The sequence below is a fragment of the Rhodococcus tukisamuensis NBRC 100609 genome (genome assembly GCF_001894985.1).
In the GTDB taxonomy this organism is placed as follows: Bacteria; Actinomycetota; Actinomycetes; order Mycobacteriales; family Mycobacteriaceae; genus Rhodococcus_G; species Rhodococcus_G tukisamuensis.
In genome coordinates this window covers 114,020-131,050 of record NZ_BCXG01000004.1, presented here as the reverse complement: position 1 = coordinate 131,050, position 17,031 = coordinate 114,020, and the positions used below count along the sequence as shown (strand labels likewise).

At 71.5% G+C, this 17,031-nt stretch carries 16 protein-coding genes; 13 read left to right on the top strand and 3 right to left on the bottom strand.

The window, feature by feature from the left end; all coding sequences use genetic code 11:
• Positions 1-18 precede the first annotated feature (18 nt).
• Both RT2_RS06115 and RT2_RS06110 read left to right on the top strand, forming a co-directional pair.
• Positions 19-696 (top strand): response regulator transcription factor, encoded by a 678-nt coding sequence (locus RT2_RS06115; protein ID WP_072843649.1) that lies wholly within the window; start codon positions 19-21, stop codon positions 694-696.
• 12 nt (positions 697-708) lie between these two features.
• Positions 709-2,013 (top strand): sensor histidine kinase, encoded by a 1,305-nt coding sequence (locus RT2_RS06110; RefSeq protein WP_072843648.1) that lies wholly within the window; start codon positions 709-711, stop codon positions 2,011-2,013.
• Between the two features lie 3 nt (positions 2,014-2,016).
• Here the strand turns inward: RT2_RS06110 and RT2_RS06105 are convergent, their stop codons facing one another.
• Positions 2,017-2,577 (bottom strand): GtrA family protein, encoded by a 561-nt coding sequence (locus tag RT2_RS06105; protein WP_072843647.1) that lies wholly within the window; start codon positions 2,575-2,577, stop codon positions 2,017-2,019.
• Between the two features lie 135 nt (positions 2,578-2,712).
• Between RT2_RS06105 and RT2_RS06100 the strand changes: the two genes are divergently transcribed.
• The 10 genes from RT2_RS06100 to RT2_RS06055 all read left to right on the top strand — a co-directional run bounded on the left by RT2_RS06100 (position 2,713) and on the right by RT2_RS06055 (position 13,730).
• Entirely contained in the window at positions 2,713-4,014 is a 1,302-nt protein-coding gene (locus RT2_RS06100) for a 5-(carboxyamino)imidazole ribonucleotide synthase (RefSeq protein ID WP_072843646.1), read from the top strand.
• Positions 4,015-4,133: 119 nt separating this feature from the next.
• Positions 4,134-4,643, top strand: a complete 510-nt coding sequence (purE, locus tag RT2_RS06095) for a 5-(carboxyamino)imidazole ribonucleotide mutase (protein ID WP_255312512.1) — start codon at positions 4,134-4,136, stop codon at positions 4,641-4,643.
• 121 nt (positions 4,644-4,764) lie between these two features.
• Positions 4,765-5,871 carry an Rv3169 family protein gene (locus RT2_RS06090; protein WP_072843644.1) on the top strand — a complete coding sequence of 369 codons (1,107 nt, stop codon included), beginning with the start codon at positions 4,765-4,767 and terminating at the stop codon, positions 5,869-5,871.
• Positions 5,872-5,953: 82 nt separating this feature from the next.
• Positions 5,954-6,628: a TetR family transcriptional regulator gene (locus RT2_RS06085; protein WP_072843643.1), complete on the top strand. Its 675-nt coding sequence runs from the start codon at positions 5,954-5,956 to the stop codon at positions 6,626-6,628.
• A 183-nt stretch (positions 6,629-6,811) separates the two neighbouring features.
• Positions 6,812-7,972 carry an acyl-CoA dehydrogenase gene (locus RT2_RS06080; RefSeq protein WP_072843642.1) on the top strand — a complete coding sequence of 387 codons (1,161 nt, stop codon included), beginning with the start codon at positions 6,812-6,814 and terminating at the stop codon, positions 7,970-7,972.
• A 169-nt stretch (positions 7,973-8,141) separates the two neighbouring features.
• Positions 8,142-9,329 carry a sensor histidine kinase gene (locus tag RT2_RS06075; RefSeq protein WP_072843641.1) on the top strand — a complete coding sequence of 396 codons (1,188 nt, stop codon included), beginning with the start codon at positions 8,142-8,144 and terminating at the stop codon, positions 9,327-9,329.
• 1 nt (position 9,330) lies between these two features.
• On the top strand, positions 9,331-10,020 hold the full coding sequence (locus tag RT2_RS06070; protein WP_072843640.1) for a response regulator: 690 nt from the start codon (positions 9,331-9,333) through the stop codon (positions 10,018-10,020).
• A 120-nt stretch (positions 10,021-10,140) separates the two neighbouring features.
• Positions 10,141-10,887, top strand: a complete 747-nt coding sequence (locus tag RT2_RS06065) for an ABC transporter ATP-binding protein (RefSeq protein WP_072843639.1) — start codon at positions 10,141-10,143, stop codon at positions 10,885-10,887.
• Entirely contained in the window at positions 10,881-13,349 is a 2,469-nt protein-coding gene (locus tag RT2_RS06060) for an FtsX-like permease family protein (RefSeq protein ID WP_072843638.1), read from the top strand. Before RT2_RS06065 ends, RT2_RS06060 begins: the two co-directional genes overlap by 7 nt.
• A gap of 201 nt (positions 13,350-13,550) precedes the next feature.
• On the top strand, positions 13,551-13,730 hold the full coding sequence (locus tag RT2_RS06055) for a hypothetical protein (protein ID WP_072843637.1): 180 nt from the start codon (positions 13,551-13,553) through the stop codon (positions 13,728-13,730).
• On the opposite strand, the gene RT2_RS06050 is transcribed toward RT2_RS06055, so the two are convergent.
• Both RT2_RS06050 and RT2_RS06045 read right to left on the bottom strand, forming a co-directional pair.
• Entirely contained in the window at positions 13,727-14,449 is a 723-nt protein-coding gene (locus RT2_RS06050) for a TIGR03089 family protein (RefSeq protein WP_072843636.1), read from the bottom strand. The genes RT2_RS06055 and RT2_RS06050 overlap by 4 nt on opposite strands.
• Positions 14,450-14,511: 62 nt before the next feature.
• Positions 14,512-15,978, bottom strand: a complete 1,467-nt coding sequence (locus RT2_RS06045; RefSeq protein ID WP_072843798.1) for an LCP family protein — start codon at positions 15,976-15,978, stop codon at positions 14,512-14,514.
• Between the two features lie 195 nt (positions 15,979-16,173).
• Between RT2_RS06045 and rfbD the strand changes: the two genes are divergently transcribed.
• Positions 16,174-17,031, top strand: a complete 858-nt coding sequence (gene rfbD / locus RT2_RS06040; protein WP_072843635.1) for a dTDP-4-dehydrorhamnose reductase — start codon at positions 16,174-16,176, stop codon at positions 17,029-17,031.

Sequence of the window (17,031 nt, the reverse complement as noted above, 5' to 3'; positions counted from 1 at the left end):
GCTCCGTACTGTGGTGACGTGACTGCCGTACTACTTGCCGAGGACGACGAGGCCATTGCCACGCCGCTCTCCCGCGCGCTGGGCCGCGAGGGCTACACCGTGACCGTCGCCCAGACCGGACCCGAGACGCTCGACATGGCCCTGGGCGGGACCTTCAGCCTGCTGATCCTCGACCTCGGGCTGCCCGGCATCGACGGGCTCGAGGTCTGCCGACAGCTGCGCGCCAAGGGGTCCAGCCTGGCGGTGCTGATGCTCACCGCGCGAACCGACGAGGTGGACTTCGTGGTCGGCCTCGACGCGGGCGCGGACGACTACGTAGGCAAGCCGTTCCGGCTGGCCGAGCTGATGGCCCGGGTGCGCGCCCTGATGCGCCGCGGCGGCAACGCCGACGACTCGGTGGTGGAGGTCGGCGACATCCGGCTCGAGGCGGCCGCCCGCCGGGTGCTGGTCGGCGGGACCGAGATCGCCCTGGCCAACAAGGAGTACGAACTCCTCAAGGTGCTCATCGACCGGGCCGGCGAGGTGGTCTCGCGCGACGTCATCCTGCACGAGGTGTGGGGCGACGCGGATCTGCGCGGGTCGAAGACGCTGGACATGCACATGTCGTGGTTGCGTCGGAAGATCGGTGACGAGGGTCCGGTCGCCGAACGTCGCATCGCCACCGTCCGCGGTGTCGGGTTCCGCTTCAACAACTGACAGGCCGCCGAAGTGCGTCGTCGCATCCTGCAGTCCATCGTCGCCGTCGTCCTGCTCACCGGTCTGCTGCTCGGCCTGCCGCTGATGTACCTCGGCTGGATGTGGGTCGAGGACTTCAGTCGGACCAGCCTGCAGAACCGGCTCGACCAGCTGGCCGACGAGATCATCTCGCAGGAGGGCGAGGCCGGTGTGATCGAGGGCGGGCTCGACGTCGACACGCTGCGGTTGGCGATCCCGGACGGCGGCCGGCTCTCGGTGACCTATCCGATGCCCGACGACTCGGTCGCCCACGTCGAGATCGGGGCGGAGCCGCTCGACGAGCCGCTCGTCGAGTCGATCTCGATGGGCAAGTCCGGTTCGCTGCGGCTCGAGGTGTCGGCCGACCGGATGCAGACGATGCAGCGGCAGGCCGCCGCCGCCGTCGGGCTGGTGGTGCTGGTGACCTTCGGCGCGGGTGTGGCGGTGGCATCGGTCACCGCCCGCCGGCTGGCGGACCCGTTGCAGGACGTGGCGGACCGCGCCGCCCGGCTGGCGCAGGGCGACTTCCGTCAGGACGCGCGGCGGCACGGGATCCCCGAACTCGACCGCGTCTCGGACGTGCTGGACTCCGCGACCGTCGAGATCGCGGGGCGCCTGCAGCGCGAGCGCGAGCTCGTCGGCGACGTCTCCCATCAGCTGCGGAGCCGGCTCACCGCGGTCCGGTTGCGGCTCGACGAGCTGTCCGTGCACCCGGACCCGGCGGTGGTCCACGAGGCGGACGAGGCGCTCGCCCAGGTGGATCGGCTCACGCAGGCGATCGACGACCTGGTGCGCTCGTCCCGGACTCTCGGCGGCGGGCACCGCCGGGTGCCGGTGCTGGCGGAGCTGAGGACGGTGGTCGCGGAGTGGCAGCCGCAGTTCGAGCAGGCCGGACGGTCGCTGGTGCTGCGCGGGTCACCGGACCTGTGGGCGTCGGCGACGGCGCCGCGACTGCGGGAGTCGGTGTCGGTCCTGGTCGACAACGCGTTGCGGCACGGCGCGGGCACCTGCACGGTGCTGGTGCGGATGGTGCCGGGCGTCGAGCCTCGGCGCGACGCGATGGTGTGTGTGGAGGTGTCGGACGAGGGCATGGGCGTCAGCGACGCGCTGGCCCCGCACATCTTCGAACGCGGGTTCTCCGGGGCGGGGTCGACCGGGGTGGGCCTGGCACTGGCGCGGGCGCTGGTCGAGGCCGACGGCGGACGCCTCGCACTGCAGAGCCGTCGACCGGCGCTGTTCGCGGTGTTCGTGCCGACCGCCCGCGGTGAGGATCCCGTCGCGCCGGTCGAACCGCGATAGCCCTCAGCTGTGGTCGAGTTCTTCCTCGGCGAGCTGGTCCGGGGTCGCGTCGAACGCGATGGTGCCGTCGGGCTCGACGCGGCCGTTCTCCTCGGGGAACGCGAAGCGGCGCAGCGCCCAGAACCGGAAGACCATCTGCAGCAGGTTGCCGATGATGTAGTTGAGCACGAAGTCGACGATCACCACGGTGGTGACGTCCTGCGTGCCGCGGATGTCGAAGACGTTGTTCGCGATCCACAGCGGGGCGGCGGCCAGGCCCACGCCGACGGCGCTGATGGTGAAGAACAGCAGCGCCTCGTGGTGGCGCTCGCGTCCGCCGCGGTGCTTGAACGCCCACTCACGGTTGAGGATGTAGCTCAGGATCGTCGCCATCACGCCGGAGATGATCTTGGCGACGACGGGCTTCTCTTCGAGGATCGTCAGGCTCAGCGAGTAGAAGATCGCGAGGTCGAAGATCATCGTGGTGCCGCCGACGAGGGCGAACTTGACCAGTTCGTGATGCTGCAACACCAGCCCCCGCAGGGGTCGGGGGAGGCGGCTCACGACTTGATCGATAAATGACACAACGGTTGAGTCTACGAAAGAGCCCGGTGTGACGTGCGACGGACACTCCGATCTCAGGCGGCTGTCAGGATGGGTGGGGCGTCCGTCGCGTTCGGGGGGTGCCGCCGACCTCGACGTACCCACGGCGAACCGGGCATGACACCATGTTCAGTCGTGAGCGTTGAACCCGGATCCCAGCCCCGCCCCACGAGCCCACGAGGCCCTGCCGCCGGCATGCCGGTGGTCGCGATGATCGGTGGCGGGCAGCTGGCGAGGATGACGCACCAGGCCGCGATCGAGCTGGGCCAGTGCCTTCGGGTGCTCTCCGGCGGACCGGACGAGCCGGCCGCACAGGTCAGCTCCGACGTGGTGCTCGGCAGCCACACCGACCTGGACGCGCTGCGCCGGGTCGCGGTCGGCTCGAACGCGCTCACCTTCGACCACGAGCACGTGCCCACCGAACACCTCGAGGTGCTGGTCGCCGAGGGCGTCAACGTGCAGCCGCCGCCGCACGCGCTGGTCTTCGCGCAGGACAAGCTGGCGATGCGCAGGCGGCTCGCCGAGCTGGGTGTGCCGGTGCCGGCCTTCGCCGAGGTGACCTGGGCCGGGGACGTGGAGCGCTTCGGCAACGAGCACGGCTGGCAGATCGTCGTCAAGGCGGTCCGCGGTGGCTACGACGGCCGGGGCGTGTGGATGCCGACCGACGCCGAGTCGGCCGAGGCGATCGTCACCGAGCAGCTCGACAAGGGCGTGCGGTTGATGGTCGAGCAGAAGGTCTCGATGCGTCGCGAGCTGTCCGCCATGGTCGCGCGCTCGCCGTACGGCCAGGGTGCCACCTGGCCGGTGGTGGAGACCGTGCAGCGGGACGGGCAGTGCGCCGTGGTGATCGCGCCCGCGGCCGACCTGCCCGTGGAGCTCGCGACCGAGGCCGAGCAGTTGGCGTTGCGGATCTCGGCCGAGCTCGGCGCGGTCGGGGCGATGGCGGTGGAGCTCTTCGAGACCACGGACGGCCGGCTGGTGGTCAACGAGCTGGCCATGCGACCGCACAACTCCGGACACTGGACGCAGGACGGCGCGCGGACCTCGCAGTTCGAGCAGCACCTGCGGGCGGTGCTCGACTACCCGTTGGGCGACACCTCGCCCATCGCGCCGGTGACGGTGATGGCGAACGTGCTCGGGGCGCCCGAGGCGCCGGCGATGAGCATGGACGAGCGACTGCACCACCTGTTCGCCCGGATGCCGGACGCGAAGGTGCACCTGTACGGCAAGGGCGAGCGCAAGGACCGCAAGATCGGGCACGTGAACGTGGTCGGCGCGGCCGGCGGTTCGATCGACGACGCGGCGTACGTGGCGCAGGTGCGCGAGCGCGCCGAGCGTGCGGCGCACTGGCTCTCGCACGGGGAGTGGACCGACGGTTGGGACGTGCATGGCGGGGCGAGCGAAGCGACGGGGAATTGAACCAGCCGAGCGAAGCGACGGGGAATTGAACCAGCCGAGCGAAGCGACGGGGAATTGAACCAGCCGAGCGAAGCGACGGGGAATTGAACCAGCCGAGCGAATTGACGGGGAGTGACACGGTGAGTGATACGAACGGGCCTCAGGTCGGCCTGATCATGGGCAGCGACTCCGACTGGCCGACGATGGAGGCAGCGGCGGAAGCGTTGGCGGAGTTCGGGATCCGGTTCGAGGTCGGCGTGGTCTCCGCGCACCGCACCCCGCAGCGGATGCTGGACTACGCCCGCGAGGCGGCCGATCGCGGGCTGAAGGTGATCATCGCGGGCGCCGGCGGGGCCGCGCACCTGCCCGGCATGGTCGCGTCGGCGACCGCGCTGCCGGTGATCGGCGTGCCGGTGCCGCTGAAGTACCTCGACGGGATGGACTCGCTCCTGTCGATCGTGCAGATGCCGGCCGGGGTTCCGGTCGCGACCGTGTCCATCGGCGGCGCCCGCAACGCGGGCCTGCTGGCGGCGCGGATCCTCGGGGCGTCGGACCCGGCGCTGCGGGCGGCGATGGAGAAGTTCCAGGCCGGCCTCGAGTCGATGGTGCTCGAGAAGGACGCGGCGCTGCGCGCCCAACTGCTGGGCTGACCGAGAAGCGCGGGCGGGCAGTTGCCCGTTTCGCGCATCGGGGCGGGACTTCCGGGTTAGATTCTGCGACGTTCGGATTTACGTTCATCGTTGCAACGAATTCCAACCTGGGAGAGTCGACATGCCTGCGCCGCTTGACGAGTACCCGATCCACCAGACCTCGCTGTCGATGGCGCGGGTCGCCACCAGCGACAAGAACTTCTACGACCGTTCGTACTTCAACGCCCTCGACACCGAGGGCGACCTGTTCCTGGTGACCGGCTTCGGGGCGTACCCGAACCTGGGTGTCACCGACGCGTTCGCGACCGTCCGCAAGGGTGATCGGCAGTGGGCGGTGCGGTTCTCCGACGCGCTCGAGGAGCGTTCGCTGGACCTGGCGGTCGGCGGCTTCCGCATCGAGGTGCTCGAGCCGCTACGGCGGCTGCGGGTGGTGTGCGAGGGCGACGACGCCGGCGGCCTCGGATTCGACCTCACCTGGGAGGGCTCCTGCCCCGCGGTGCAGGAGCAGCCGCACCTGCTCATGAACGGGTTGCGGCCGCAGCTGGATTCGAGCCGGTTCGCCCAGACCGGCACCTGGTCGGGCGTGCTGTCGGTCGACGGCGAGGACGTCGTCGTCGATCCGGACCGGTGGATGGGCACCCGCGACCGGTCGTGGGGGATCCGCCCGGTCGGCGACGGCGACCCGGCGGGCCGGCTCGTCGACAACCCGTCCGAGGGCTTCTGGTGGCTGTACGTGCCGTTGCGGTTCGAGGAGTTCTCGGTGATCGTGATCATCCAGGAGAGCCCGGACGGGTTCCGCACTCTCAACGACGCGACCCGGGTCTGGAACGACGGCCGGATCGAGCAGCTCGGCTGGCCGCGGGTCGAGTTCGACTACGTCTCCGGCACCCGGCGGGCCCGGGCGGCCACCCTGCACCTGACCGCGGCCGACGGCAGCCCGGTAACGATCGAGGTGACCCCGCGAACCGGGATCGCGCTGCACGTCGGCGCGGGCTACGGCGGCGATCCCGAGTGGACGCACGGCCAGTGGCGCGGACGCAAGTGGGTCGAACGCGCGGTCTACGACCTCACCGACCCGGCGATCGCGGGCCGTATTCCCTTCGGCGTCAGCGACTTCTCCGCCAGCGCCACCTGCAACGGTGAGCCCGGCGCCGGCCTGTTCGAGCACGCGAGCCTCGGCAGGCACGATCCCACCGGGTTCGCCGACTGGTCGTCGGTCGCCCCCTAGGCGGCTCCGCCGCCTGTGCGCCTTTCTGGTTGCTCCGGCTACCAGAAAGGCGCACAGGCCCGCAGGGCCTACGCTGGTCCGCATGCCCAGCGACGATCCCGCACAGTTTCGGCTCACAGTGGTGGCGGAGGCATTGCGGCTGTTTGCCGAGAAGGGCTACGAGGCCACCACCGTCGACGAGATCGCGGAGGCGGCGGGCATCTCGCGGCGCACCTTCTTCCGGCAGTTCCGGGCGAAGGAGGACGTGGTCTTCGCCGACCACGAGACGCTGCTGACCCAGGCCGCCGAGTACCTGGACGCCGACCACGACGACCCGTGGAAGGCCGTGTGTGACGCCGCCATGCTGGTGTTCGAGCGCTTCTCGCACTGGCGGGACGTGGCCGAACGGCGCTACGCGGTGGTCCAGGGCGTACCGGCGTTGCGGGACCGGGAGATCGTGACGGGCTACCGCTACGAGCGGCTGTTCGTGGAGTACCTGCGTCGTGAGTTGCCCGACGAGGCGGACCTCGAGCTGGTGCAGTTCGCGGCCTCGGTGACCGCCACCCACAACTACCTGTTGCGTCGGATGGTGCGCGACGGGGTGCGCGCCACCTCGGGCGAGTTGCGCGCCGCGCTGGCCGAGATCCGGACGCGGGTCCACCGGGCCGCGGGAGCGGACGGGTTCGCCGACGAGATGGTGGTTGCGGTCTTCCCGCGCGGGACCGCGCCGAACCGGGTGGCGGACCTGCTGCAGGAGCGGCTGGGTTCGGGGCGCTGACCGCGGGGCCGGAGTCAAGGCGGCGCCAATCCTGCGCAGGGTCTGGCACTCGGTGCCGCACCGTGGCACGTAGTGCGCCAGGAACGTCCCGGTGGTTGGGGTATAGTGGCCTCAGTTTGGCACTGAGTGCCGCGTCGGACTTCGGTCGCGGCGGATCACCACTTTCTCCCAGAGGAGCTGCAGATGGCTGGAAACCCGGACTTCGACCTGTTCAAGCTCGCCGAAGAGCACGACGAGCTCCGGGCGGCGATCCGCGCGCTTTCGGAGAAGGAGATCGCGCCGTACGCCAAGGAGGTCGACGAGAAGGCCCGCTTCCCCGAGGAGGCACGGGTCGCCCTCGTCAACTCCGGCTTCAACGCCGTGCACGTGCCGGAGGAGTTCGGCGGACAGGGTGCCGACTCGGTCGCCACCTGCATCGTCATCGAAGAGGTCGCCCGCGTCTGCGGCTCGTCGTCGCTGATCCCCGCCGTGAACAAGCTCGGCACCATGGGCCTGATCCTGAACGGCTCCGAGGAGCTCAAGGCGCAGGTGCTCCCGTCGATCGCCGCCGGTGACGCGATGGCCTCCTACGCGCTGTCCGAGCGCGAGGCCGGCTCCGACGCCGCCGCGATGCGCACCCGAGCCAAGGCGGACGGCGACGACTGGATCCTCAACGGCTCCAAGTGCTGGATCACCAACGGCGGCCAGTCCGCCTGGTACACCGTGATGGCCGTGACCGACGCGGACAAGGGCGCCAACGGCATCAGCTCGTTCATGGTGCACAAGGACGACGAGGGCTTCACCGTCGGCCCGCTCGAGCACAAGCTCGGCATCAAGGGTTCGCCGACCGCAGAGCTGTACTTCGAGAACTGCCGCATCCCGGGCGACCGCATCATCGGCGAGCCCGGCACCGGCTTCAAGACCGCGCTGCAGACGCTCGACCACACCCGCCCGACCATCGGTGCGCAGGCCGTCGGCCTGGCCCAGGGCGCGCTCGACGCCGCGTTGGCCTACACCAAGGACCGCAAGCAGTTCGGCCGCGCCATCGCCGACAACCAGGCCGTCCAGTTCATGCTCGCCGACATGGCGATGAAGGTCGAGGCCGCACGCCTGATGGTCTACACCTCGGCGGCCCGCGCCGAGCGTGGCGAGAAGAACCTCGGCTTCATCTCGGCCGCCGCGAAGTGCTTCGCGTCGGACGTCGCGATGGAGGTCACCACCGACGCAGTGCAGCTGTTCGGCGGCGCCGGATACACCACCGACTTCCCGGTCGAGCGGATGATGCGCGACGCCAAGATCACCCAGATCTACGAGGGCACCAACCAGATTCAGCGGGTCGTGATGTCCCGCGCACTGCTCAAGTGAGCTGACCGCACAGCCCCTCGACAGGCCCTGCGGCCCACCACCCCACGTTCCCCGATGTCACATCGGTTCCCCCCCGGGGACACCCGATGTGACATCGGGGAACTGGCGTTTGTGGGGTCGGCCGTGGCCGCGGTGCGGTGCGGCGCCGTCCGGTGGCTACGCTGGCGACATGGTCCGATTCCCGCTGGGCGAGCGCTGGTACCGCTGGAGTGCCGCGCACGTGGTCGGGATCGACCGCGCGATCGCCGTCGTGCTCACGCTGATGTGTGGCCTGCTCACGCTCACCTCGGGCGAGGGCTGGATTGGGCTGGTCGTCTCGCTCGGCATGACCGTGCCGCTCGCCTGGCGCCGGACCCGGGTCGCGGCCGCCGGGCTCACCGTGGCGGGCTTCTCGGTGCTGCACCTGGTGGTCGTTCCGCACACCATGCTGCCCTCGGTGATCGCGGTGCCGATCGCGGTGTACGCCCTGGCCGGCTACGGCCCACGCTGGGCCAGCAGCTGGGGGCTGGGCCTCGCCGTTCTCGGCGTGATCGGCGCCGGGATGCGGTACTTCGGCGGCGAGTCCACGACGTGGCAGGGCAAGGTCTTCCTGACGGCATTCCTCATCGTGTTCGTGGTCGCGGTGTGGGCGTTCGGGGACCTGCGCCGGGTGCGCAACCAGGAGTTGGAGGGTCTGACCGAACGGGCCCGGCTGCTCGAGCTCGAGCGCGCGCAGGAGGCGGAGATCGCCGCGATCAACGAGCGGACCCGAATTGCCCGGGAGATGCACGACATCGTCGCGCATTCGCTCACGGTGGTGATCGCGCAGGCCGACGGCGGACGCTACAGCGCCAGGTCAGACCCCGACGCGGCGGTCGCCGCGCTCGAGACGATCGCCCAGACCGGGCGACAGGCGCTGACCGACATGCGCGCGCTGCTGTCGGTGCTGCGTTCGGACCATCCCCGTGAGTACAGCTCCACGCCAAGGGTTTCCGACATCGACGACCTGATCGCGGAGATGCGCCGCGGCGGCCTCGCGGTGGTGCACCAGGTCGAGGGCGAGGCCCACGAGATGTCCACCGGGGCGGAACTGACCGCGTACCGCATCGTGCAGGAGTCGCTGACCAACGTGCTCAAGCACGCCGGACCCGCCGCGCAGGTGACGGTCGGCCAGCGGTGGGGCGAGCGGGCGCTCGAGCTGACCGTCGTCGACGACGGCCGGGGCGCCGCCGCCGCCCTGGTCGCACCGAGCGCGGGCGGGCAGGGTGTGATCGGGATGCGGGAGCGGGTCGAACTGCACGGGGGCCGGTTCGCGGCGGGTTCGCAGGCCGGCGGCGGCTACCGGGTCCAGGTCGAACTGCCCTACGAGAGGACATGACATGACGGAATCCGGGCCGATCCGGGTCGGACTGGTCGACGACCAGCAGTTGGTGCGGGCCGGTTTCCGGATGGTGATCGACTCCCAGCCGGACATGAGCGTGGTGGTCGAGGCCGCCGACGGCGAGCAGGGGTTGCGCGAGCTGACGCGGGTACCCGTGGACGTGGTGCTGATGGACGTGCAGATGCCGAACATGGACGGCATCGAGGCCACCCGCAGGCTCGCGGCGCTGGAGCTGTCCCCGAAGGTGGTGGTGCTCACCACCTTCGACAACGACGAGTACGTGCTCGCGGCCATCTCCGCGGGGGCCAGTGGGTTCCTGCTCAAGGACGCCCAGCCCGAGGAGCTGCTCGACGCGGTGCGGACCGTGTACCGGGGCGACGCGGTCATCGCCGCCCGGTCGACCCGCAGGCTGCTCCAGCACGTCGGCCCGATACTGGCCGGGGCGACCCCCGTGGCACGTCCGCAGCTGCCGGAGGCACTGACGAAGCGGGAGGTGGAGGTGCTCGAGGCGATGGCGCACGGACTGTCGAACGGCGAGATCGCGGCGAAGTTCTTCGTCTCCGAGGCGACGGTGAAAACCCATGTGGGACGGGTTCTCTCGAAGACCGGTTCGCGAGACCGGGTCCAGGCGGTGGTGTTCGCCTACCAGGCGGGGCTGGTGCGGCCGGAGGACCTGCTCCGCGGCTGACGTCCTACCCAGGTATGACGGGGCCGCCCGGTGGGTCCCCCCGCACGCCGATGCTCCCGCGCCCTGGATCCCACCGCGCGCCGATGCGCCCGACCGGTCCGCGCTCGTAGCGTCGATTTCATGACGACACTGGACAATCCGGCGGCCCGTGCGGTCGCACTGACGAAGCTGTACGGGGAGGGCGAGGCCGCGGTTCGCGCGCTGGACGCGGTGGACGTGGACTTCCGCCGCGGGGAGTTCACCGCGATCATGGGACCGTCCGGCTCGGGGAAGTCGACCCTCATGCACTGCCTCGCGGGCCTCGACGAGGCCTCCGGTGGTCGGGTCTACCTGGGGGAGACCGACCTGACCGGGCTCGGCGACCGCGCGCTGACCGAGTTGCGTCGTGACCGCATCGGATTCGTGTTCCAGGCGTTCAACCTGCTGCCGGTAATCACCGCGGAGGAGAACATGCTGCTGCCGATGCGGCTGGCCGGGATGCGCCCCGACCCCGACTGGATGGCGCAGGTGGTCACCCGACTCGGCCTTCGGCACCGGCTCGGCCACCTGCCACACGAGCTGTCCGGCGGCCAGCAGCAGCGCGTCGCGGTCGCGCGGGCCCTGCTGCCCCGGCCGGACGTGATCTTCGCCGACGAGCCCACCGGGAACCTCGACTCCCATTCGGGTGCCGAGGTGCTCGGCCTGCTCCGGGCCAGCGTGCGCGAAGTCGGTCAGACCGTGGTGATGGTCACCCACGACCCGGTCGCCGCCTCCTATGCGGACCGGGTGGTGCTGCTCGCCGACGGCCACATCGCCGGCGAGATCGACAGTCCCACGACGGATTCGGTGATCGAGACAATGCGTGAGCTCGGGGCGCGCACATGCTGAGCCTCACCCTCGCGCAGGCCCGCGCCCACGCGGGCCGCTACCTGGCCTCCGCCCTCGCGGTCCTGATCGCCGTCGCGTTTGTGGTGGCGACGCTGGTGCTCGGCGCCACCACGCAGGCCGGCATCACGAATTCCCTTGCCGGGCAGTACCGGAACACCGACGTGGTGGTGGCAGACGCGGGCGACGCGGAGCAGGCCCGCCGCGCCGCCGTGGCCGTCGGCGAGGTGGCCGGGGTGCGGGCGGTGACCACTGACACCGAGACCGCGGTGCGGGTGTCCGCGGCGGAACACGGGAAGCTGTTCGGGACCGCCACCTCGCTTGCGGTCGACGAGGACCTGCGCTGGCAGCGCCTGTCGGACGGGCGTTTCCCCGACGCACCCGGCGAGGTGGCCGTCGGCTCCGGCTCCGGGCTCCCGCTCGGCAGCCGGGTTGCGGTGACCGCGCTCTCGGCCGACCCCGGAGAGGTCTCGGGTGAGGCCGTCGTGGTGGGGGAGGTCGACCTGTCCGGGAGCGCCCGGCGGATGGGCGGGGTCTCGCTGTTCGCCACCGCGGACCAGCTCGCGACCTGGACCGCGGGCGGGGCGCACCACGAGATCCGGGCGGCCGGCGTCGACGGAGATCAGTCGGCACTCGTCGCGGCGGTGGCCGGCGCCCTCGGGCCGGATGCCACCGTGCGGACCGGGGCCGAGCAGGCGGCGGCGGCCTCGGCCGAGTACCTCGGCGGCGCCGACGTGATCCGCAACGTGCTGTTGGCCTTCGCGGCGATCGCGGTGGTGGTGTCGGGGCTGGTCATCGCCAACACATTCGCGGTGCTCGTGGCCGCGCGGACCCGGGAGATGGCGCTGCTGCGCTGCATCGGGGCGACCGGCGCCCAGGTGCGGCGCGGTGTGCGGATCGAGGCGCTGGCCGTCGGGCTGGTGGCCTCCGTCGCCGGGGTACTGGTCGGGGTCGGGCTGGCCTGGGCCGTCACCCGGGTGGCCGGAGCCCTCGACGCCCCGGTCCCGCTCGACACCCTCGGTGTCTCGCCGGCCGCGGTGGGGGCCGGCCTGGCGGTCGGGCTCGTGGTGACCTACCTGGCAGCCATGGCGCCCGCGCGGGCGGCGACGCGGGTGGCGCCACTCGCCGCCCTGGCCCCCGTCGAGGCGAAGCCCGAACCGGCCTCGTCCTCGTTGGCCCGCAACGTCGGTGGCGGCGCGGGGCTGCTCGTGGGCGTGGTGGTGCTGGCCGCGGGGGTTCGCGCCGAACAGGTGACCGTCGCGTGCGGCGGCGGGATCCTCCTCTTCCTCGGCGTGGTCCTGTTGGGCCGCACCGTCATTCCCGCCGCGGTGGCCGCGCTCGGGCGGGCCCCGGCACGGCTGGCCGGACCGCTGGGGGAGCTGGCGGTGGGGAACGCGCTGCGAAACCCGCGCCGCACCACCGCGACCGCGACCGCGCTGCTGGTCGGCGTCACGGTCACCGCGACCATGGTGGTCGGCATCGCGGCGGTCGGGGCCAGCGCGCCGAAGGCGCTCGACGAGCAGTTCCCCGTCGACGTGACCGTTGTCAGCGCCGCGCCGCAGGGCATACCCGTCGACCTCGAGCGCCAGGTCGGCGCACTCGACCGGGTGACGGCAGTGGCGCCGTTGCTGCGCGCCGAGGCGACGGCCCCGAACGGCCAACGGGTGACCCTATCCGGTGTGGACCCGGATGCCACCCGCGCGGCGCTGCGGATCCCGCTCGCACTGCCGCAGGCCGGGCAGATCTCCCTCTCGCCCGAGCAGATCGACGCCCTCGGCGTCGCCGTGGGACAGTGGCTCGAACTCCGCCACGACGGGGTCACACGGGCGTTGACGGTGGTCGCCGGGCCGGACGGACAACCCGCGCTGGTGCGGCGGTCGGAGGTGCTGGCGATGACTCCCGCCCCGGTCACCGAGTCACTGTGGATCCGGCTGGCCGACGGCTTGACCGACGAACAGGTCAACTCGGTGCAGTCCGAGATCACCGACGCGGCAGGACAACTCGACCCGACCGCGGAGGTCGGTGGCGCGGTGGCCATGCGCGCCGCGCTCGCCTCGGTGCTCGACACGCTGCTGCTGATCGTCGTGGGACTGCTGTCGGTGGCGATCCTGATCGCGCTGATCGGGGTCGGCAACACGATGGCGCTGTCGGTGCTCGAGCGGCGGCGTGAGTCCGGACTGCTGCGCGCGGTCGGGGTGAGCCGGGCGGGCCTGCGGACGCTGCTGGTGTACGAGGCCGTGCTGGTGGCGGTGGTCGCGTCGGCGGTCGGGGTCTTGCTGGGCCTGGTGCTGGGTGTGGCGGGCACGGCATCGGTGTTCGGTGCCGGGGACGTGGTGCTGCCGTCCTCGGCCTGGCTGACGCTGGTGGTGATCGTGTTGGTCGGCGGGGTCGCGGGCGTGGCCGCGGCGCTGCTGCCGGCCAGGGCCGCGGCACGGGTGTCGCCGGTTCAGGCCCTGGCCGCCTGAGCCACCGCGCCGCGCCGGGTCTCTGCGCGGCGCGGTGTCCGGTCGTGCACCCGGTGCCAGATGCCGAGCGACCCTGGCCAATGCCCCGGGTGAGGCGTTCAATGGGAGCAGTGCGGCGATCGGGGCGCGGCGCGGAGGACAGCGCACTGTCACGGCGGTGCGGTGTGACCGTTTCCGGTAACGCAAGGAGTTGAGGGCACGATGGGATCGATCAGCGAGAACGTACTGCTGGCCATGATCGGGTTGATCAGCAATCTGCTGACAGGCATGAACGGCGGCAACGGCGGCGGCAACGGCGGCGGCAACGGCGGCAACGGCGGCGGCTTGGGCGGCGGCTTGGGCATGGGCGGCCTCGGCAGCCTGGGTGGGCTGAGCGGCTAGCCTGCCCGCACCCGGGTCACCTTCTCGCTCGCGACGCGACGCTCGGACCTCTGCTCGTCCGGGTTCGCGACCTGCACCAGCGAGGCTCCGGCTGCCAGCACGGCCAGCAGTCCGTCGGTCAGCTCGCGGGTGTTCGACCACCCGGTGGTGGACAGCACCCGGTCGTCGGCGGAGAAGCCTTGCGCCGCCGCGGATTCGCGAGCGTCCGCCAGGACCTCGGCGACGGTCAGGCCGTCCAGAGCGGGGGCGCCGGCCGCCGCCGCGTCGGGGCGGAACTGGTCGCCGTGCACCCGCACCGAGGTCGCGTAGTCGGTCACGCCCACCGGCAGGTTGTCGGCCGGGCGGCCGAACGCGTCGAGGGACAGCACGGCCACCTCGGGCAGGTCCGCGACCTCGTCCAGTCCCTCGGCGGTGACCAGTGCCAGGTCCGCGTCGTCGGCGGCGGTCAGCAGCACCTCCGCACCCGTCCACCAGCAGCCGAGCAGGACGGCGGCGGACTGCCAGTGCGCAGGAAGCAGCACGCTCACCCGGGCCCCCGGCAGCAGACCGAACTCGTCGCGCAGCAGGTTCGCGGTCTTGGCAGCCCAGTTCGCGAGGGTGAGCGCGGACAGCTCGATGCGCTCGCCGCTGGCGTCGTCGTAGTAGGTGACGCGCGGCCGCGCCGGGTCCCGCTGCAGGATCGGGTCGAGCAGGGCCGCGGTCAGGTTGGTCTCGCTCACGAATCCGCTTTCTCTAGTTGGCGCACTGCACCAGTCGAACGGCCATCAGTTCACACACCGCATCAGTTCACGCACTGGGGTCCCTTGCGGCCGGCATCGATGGCCGGCCCCGGGGTGACCGGGGTGGTGTTGGTGCCCTTCTCGACGATGTCGGAGGTCGGTTCGGCGGAACCGGACGTGGTGGCCGAGGCGGAACCGGGACCCGAGTAGTCGGTGGCGAGCACCACCCGCACGGTGTCCGCCGGCAGCGACGGGTCGCCGACCACCTGCAGCCCGCCGAGCGCCGCGGCGACCGACTTCGCGCCGTCGGAGTCGGAGTCGGCGGCCAGGACCCGACTGGTGCTCACCGACGTGCCGGTGTTGTTGCCGACCGCGCCCTCGAGGAAGCCCTTCGCGGACAACGCCTCCGCGACCCGTGTCGCCAGCCCGCCGATTCCGCTGTCGTTGGCGACGTCCACCGTCACGGTCGAGGGGTCCACCGACGGTGTCGACGCCGCGTCGGAGTCAGTGTCCTCGCCCTGGCCCGCGAGCGAGGCCACGTACTTGCGGACAGCCTTGGGATCGACCTGCACGATGGACTCGCCGTAGTCGGTGGTCGCGTTGATGTCGACGACCGGGATCGTCTCGAACTTGACCTCGCCGCCGGCGAGACCCTGCAGTTGCTTGGCGAAACCGAGGATGTCCCAGTCGTCGTCGATCACCACCGAGCGCTGTACCGCGGAACTGAGCTGGCTCAGCTTGCTCGGGTTGCTCAGCGTCTTCGCGGAGAGCACCTGGTGCACCAGCGAGGCCATGAACACCTGCTGGCGGACGATGCGGTCGAGATCGCCGCGGGGCAGGTCGTGTCGCTGCCGGACGAAGGACAGCGCGTCGGCGCCGCGGAGGGTCTGCTCGCCTGCCGGGAACTTGGCCCCGGACATCCACTCGTCCACCGGGTTGTTCAGGCACACGTCGACGCCGCCGACGGCATCGGTGAGCAGGACGAATCCCAGCAGACCGACCTCCGCGTAGTGGTCCACGGTCACCCCGGTCAGGTTCGCGACCGACTTGATCAGGGCCTCGCGGCCGGCCTGGGTGGCCTGCTGCTCGGCCTCGGAGTCGGATTCGCCCTCCGCCTTCAGCCGGTCGAGTTCGGTGGCCTTGGTCGCGCCGAACGCGGCATTGATCTTGGAGTTGCCGATGCCCGGGACGTCCACGTAGGAGTCGCGCGGAATCGACAGGGCGGTCGCGGAACTGCCGTCGACGGGCACCCGGATCAGCACGACGGTGTCGGTGTTGTCGGCCTCGGCGTCGCCCGCGCGCAGCGAGTCGAGCTCGCCCTGCGAGAGGGGGTTGCCGTGCGCGTCGGTGCGGCTGTCGGTGCCGACCATCAGGATGTCCAGCGCGCCGTCCTTGGTGCCGCCGAGCCCGAGTCGGGCGGTGGCGAGGTTGGCCTCGAGGGAGTCGACACTGCGCCAGGCGAACCCGGTGACCACGAGGACCAGCGCCGACACGATGGCAAGGGCCAGTCGTCCCGGGTGGGCGGTCAGCCCGCCCGCCGAGGTGGTCGGGCGCGACCGATCACCCCTGGGCGGTCTTCGGCCCGGCGTACTGCCGCCGCGCACCTTGCTGTCCGGCACGAATTAGGTCCTCCTGTCGATACGGTGTCCCTTCGACCCGGTCTCAGGCTACTGACGAAACGGCCCCGGTCTCGGACCTCGGACCGGCGTGCCAGACTTTCCGATGTGACGAAGATCCTTGTGACCGGCGCCCGTGGCCAGCTCGGTACCCAGTTGCTCCGCCGTGGTGCCACTCTCGGGTTGGACGTCGTCGGCCTGGGGTCGGGCGAGTTGGACATCACCGATCCCGACGCCGTGGCCGCGGCTGTTCGGCCCGGTTCGGTGGTGCTCAACTGCGCCGCGTACACCGCGGTCGACGCCGCAGAGTCCGACGAGCCCGCCGCGACCAGGGTGAACGTCGACGGGCCGCGCACCCTTGCCGAGGCCACCGCGCGCGTCGGCGCCCGGCTGGTCCACGTCTCGACCGACTACGTGTTCGCCGGCGACGCGACCGTCCCGTACGAGCCGGACGCGCCGACGGGTCCCCGGACCGTGTACGGGCGGACCAAGCTGGCGGGGGAGCGGGCGGTGCTGGCCGCGGACCCGGCCGCGGTGGTGGTCCGCACCGCCTGGGTGTACACCGGGACCGGATCCGACTTCGTGGCCACGATGCTGCGGCTGCAACGCGAGCGCGACCACGTCGACGTGGTGGACGACCAGGTCGGCTCGCCGACCTTCGCCGGTGACCTCGCGGCCGGTCTGCTCGAGCTGGCCGGCCGCGACGCGGTCAGGGGCGTCCTGCATGCGACCAACTCCGGGCAGGCCAGCTGGTTCGACCTCGCCCGCGCGGTGTTCGCCGCCGTGGGCGCGGACCCGGAACGGGTACGGCCCTGCGGAACCGCGCAGTTCCCGCGGCCGGCCCCTCGTCCGGCCTACTCGGTGCTCTCCCCGGCGGCGTGGGCGACGGCGGGTCTGACCCCGCTGCGGCCGTGGCGCGCGGCGCTGGAGGCGGCCCTGGCGGAGGTGCCCGCGGTCTGCGACTAA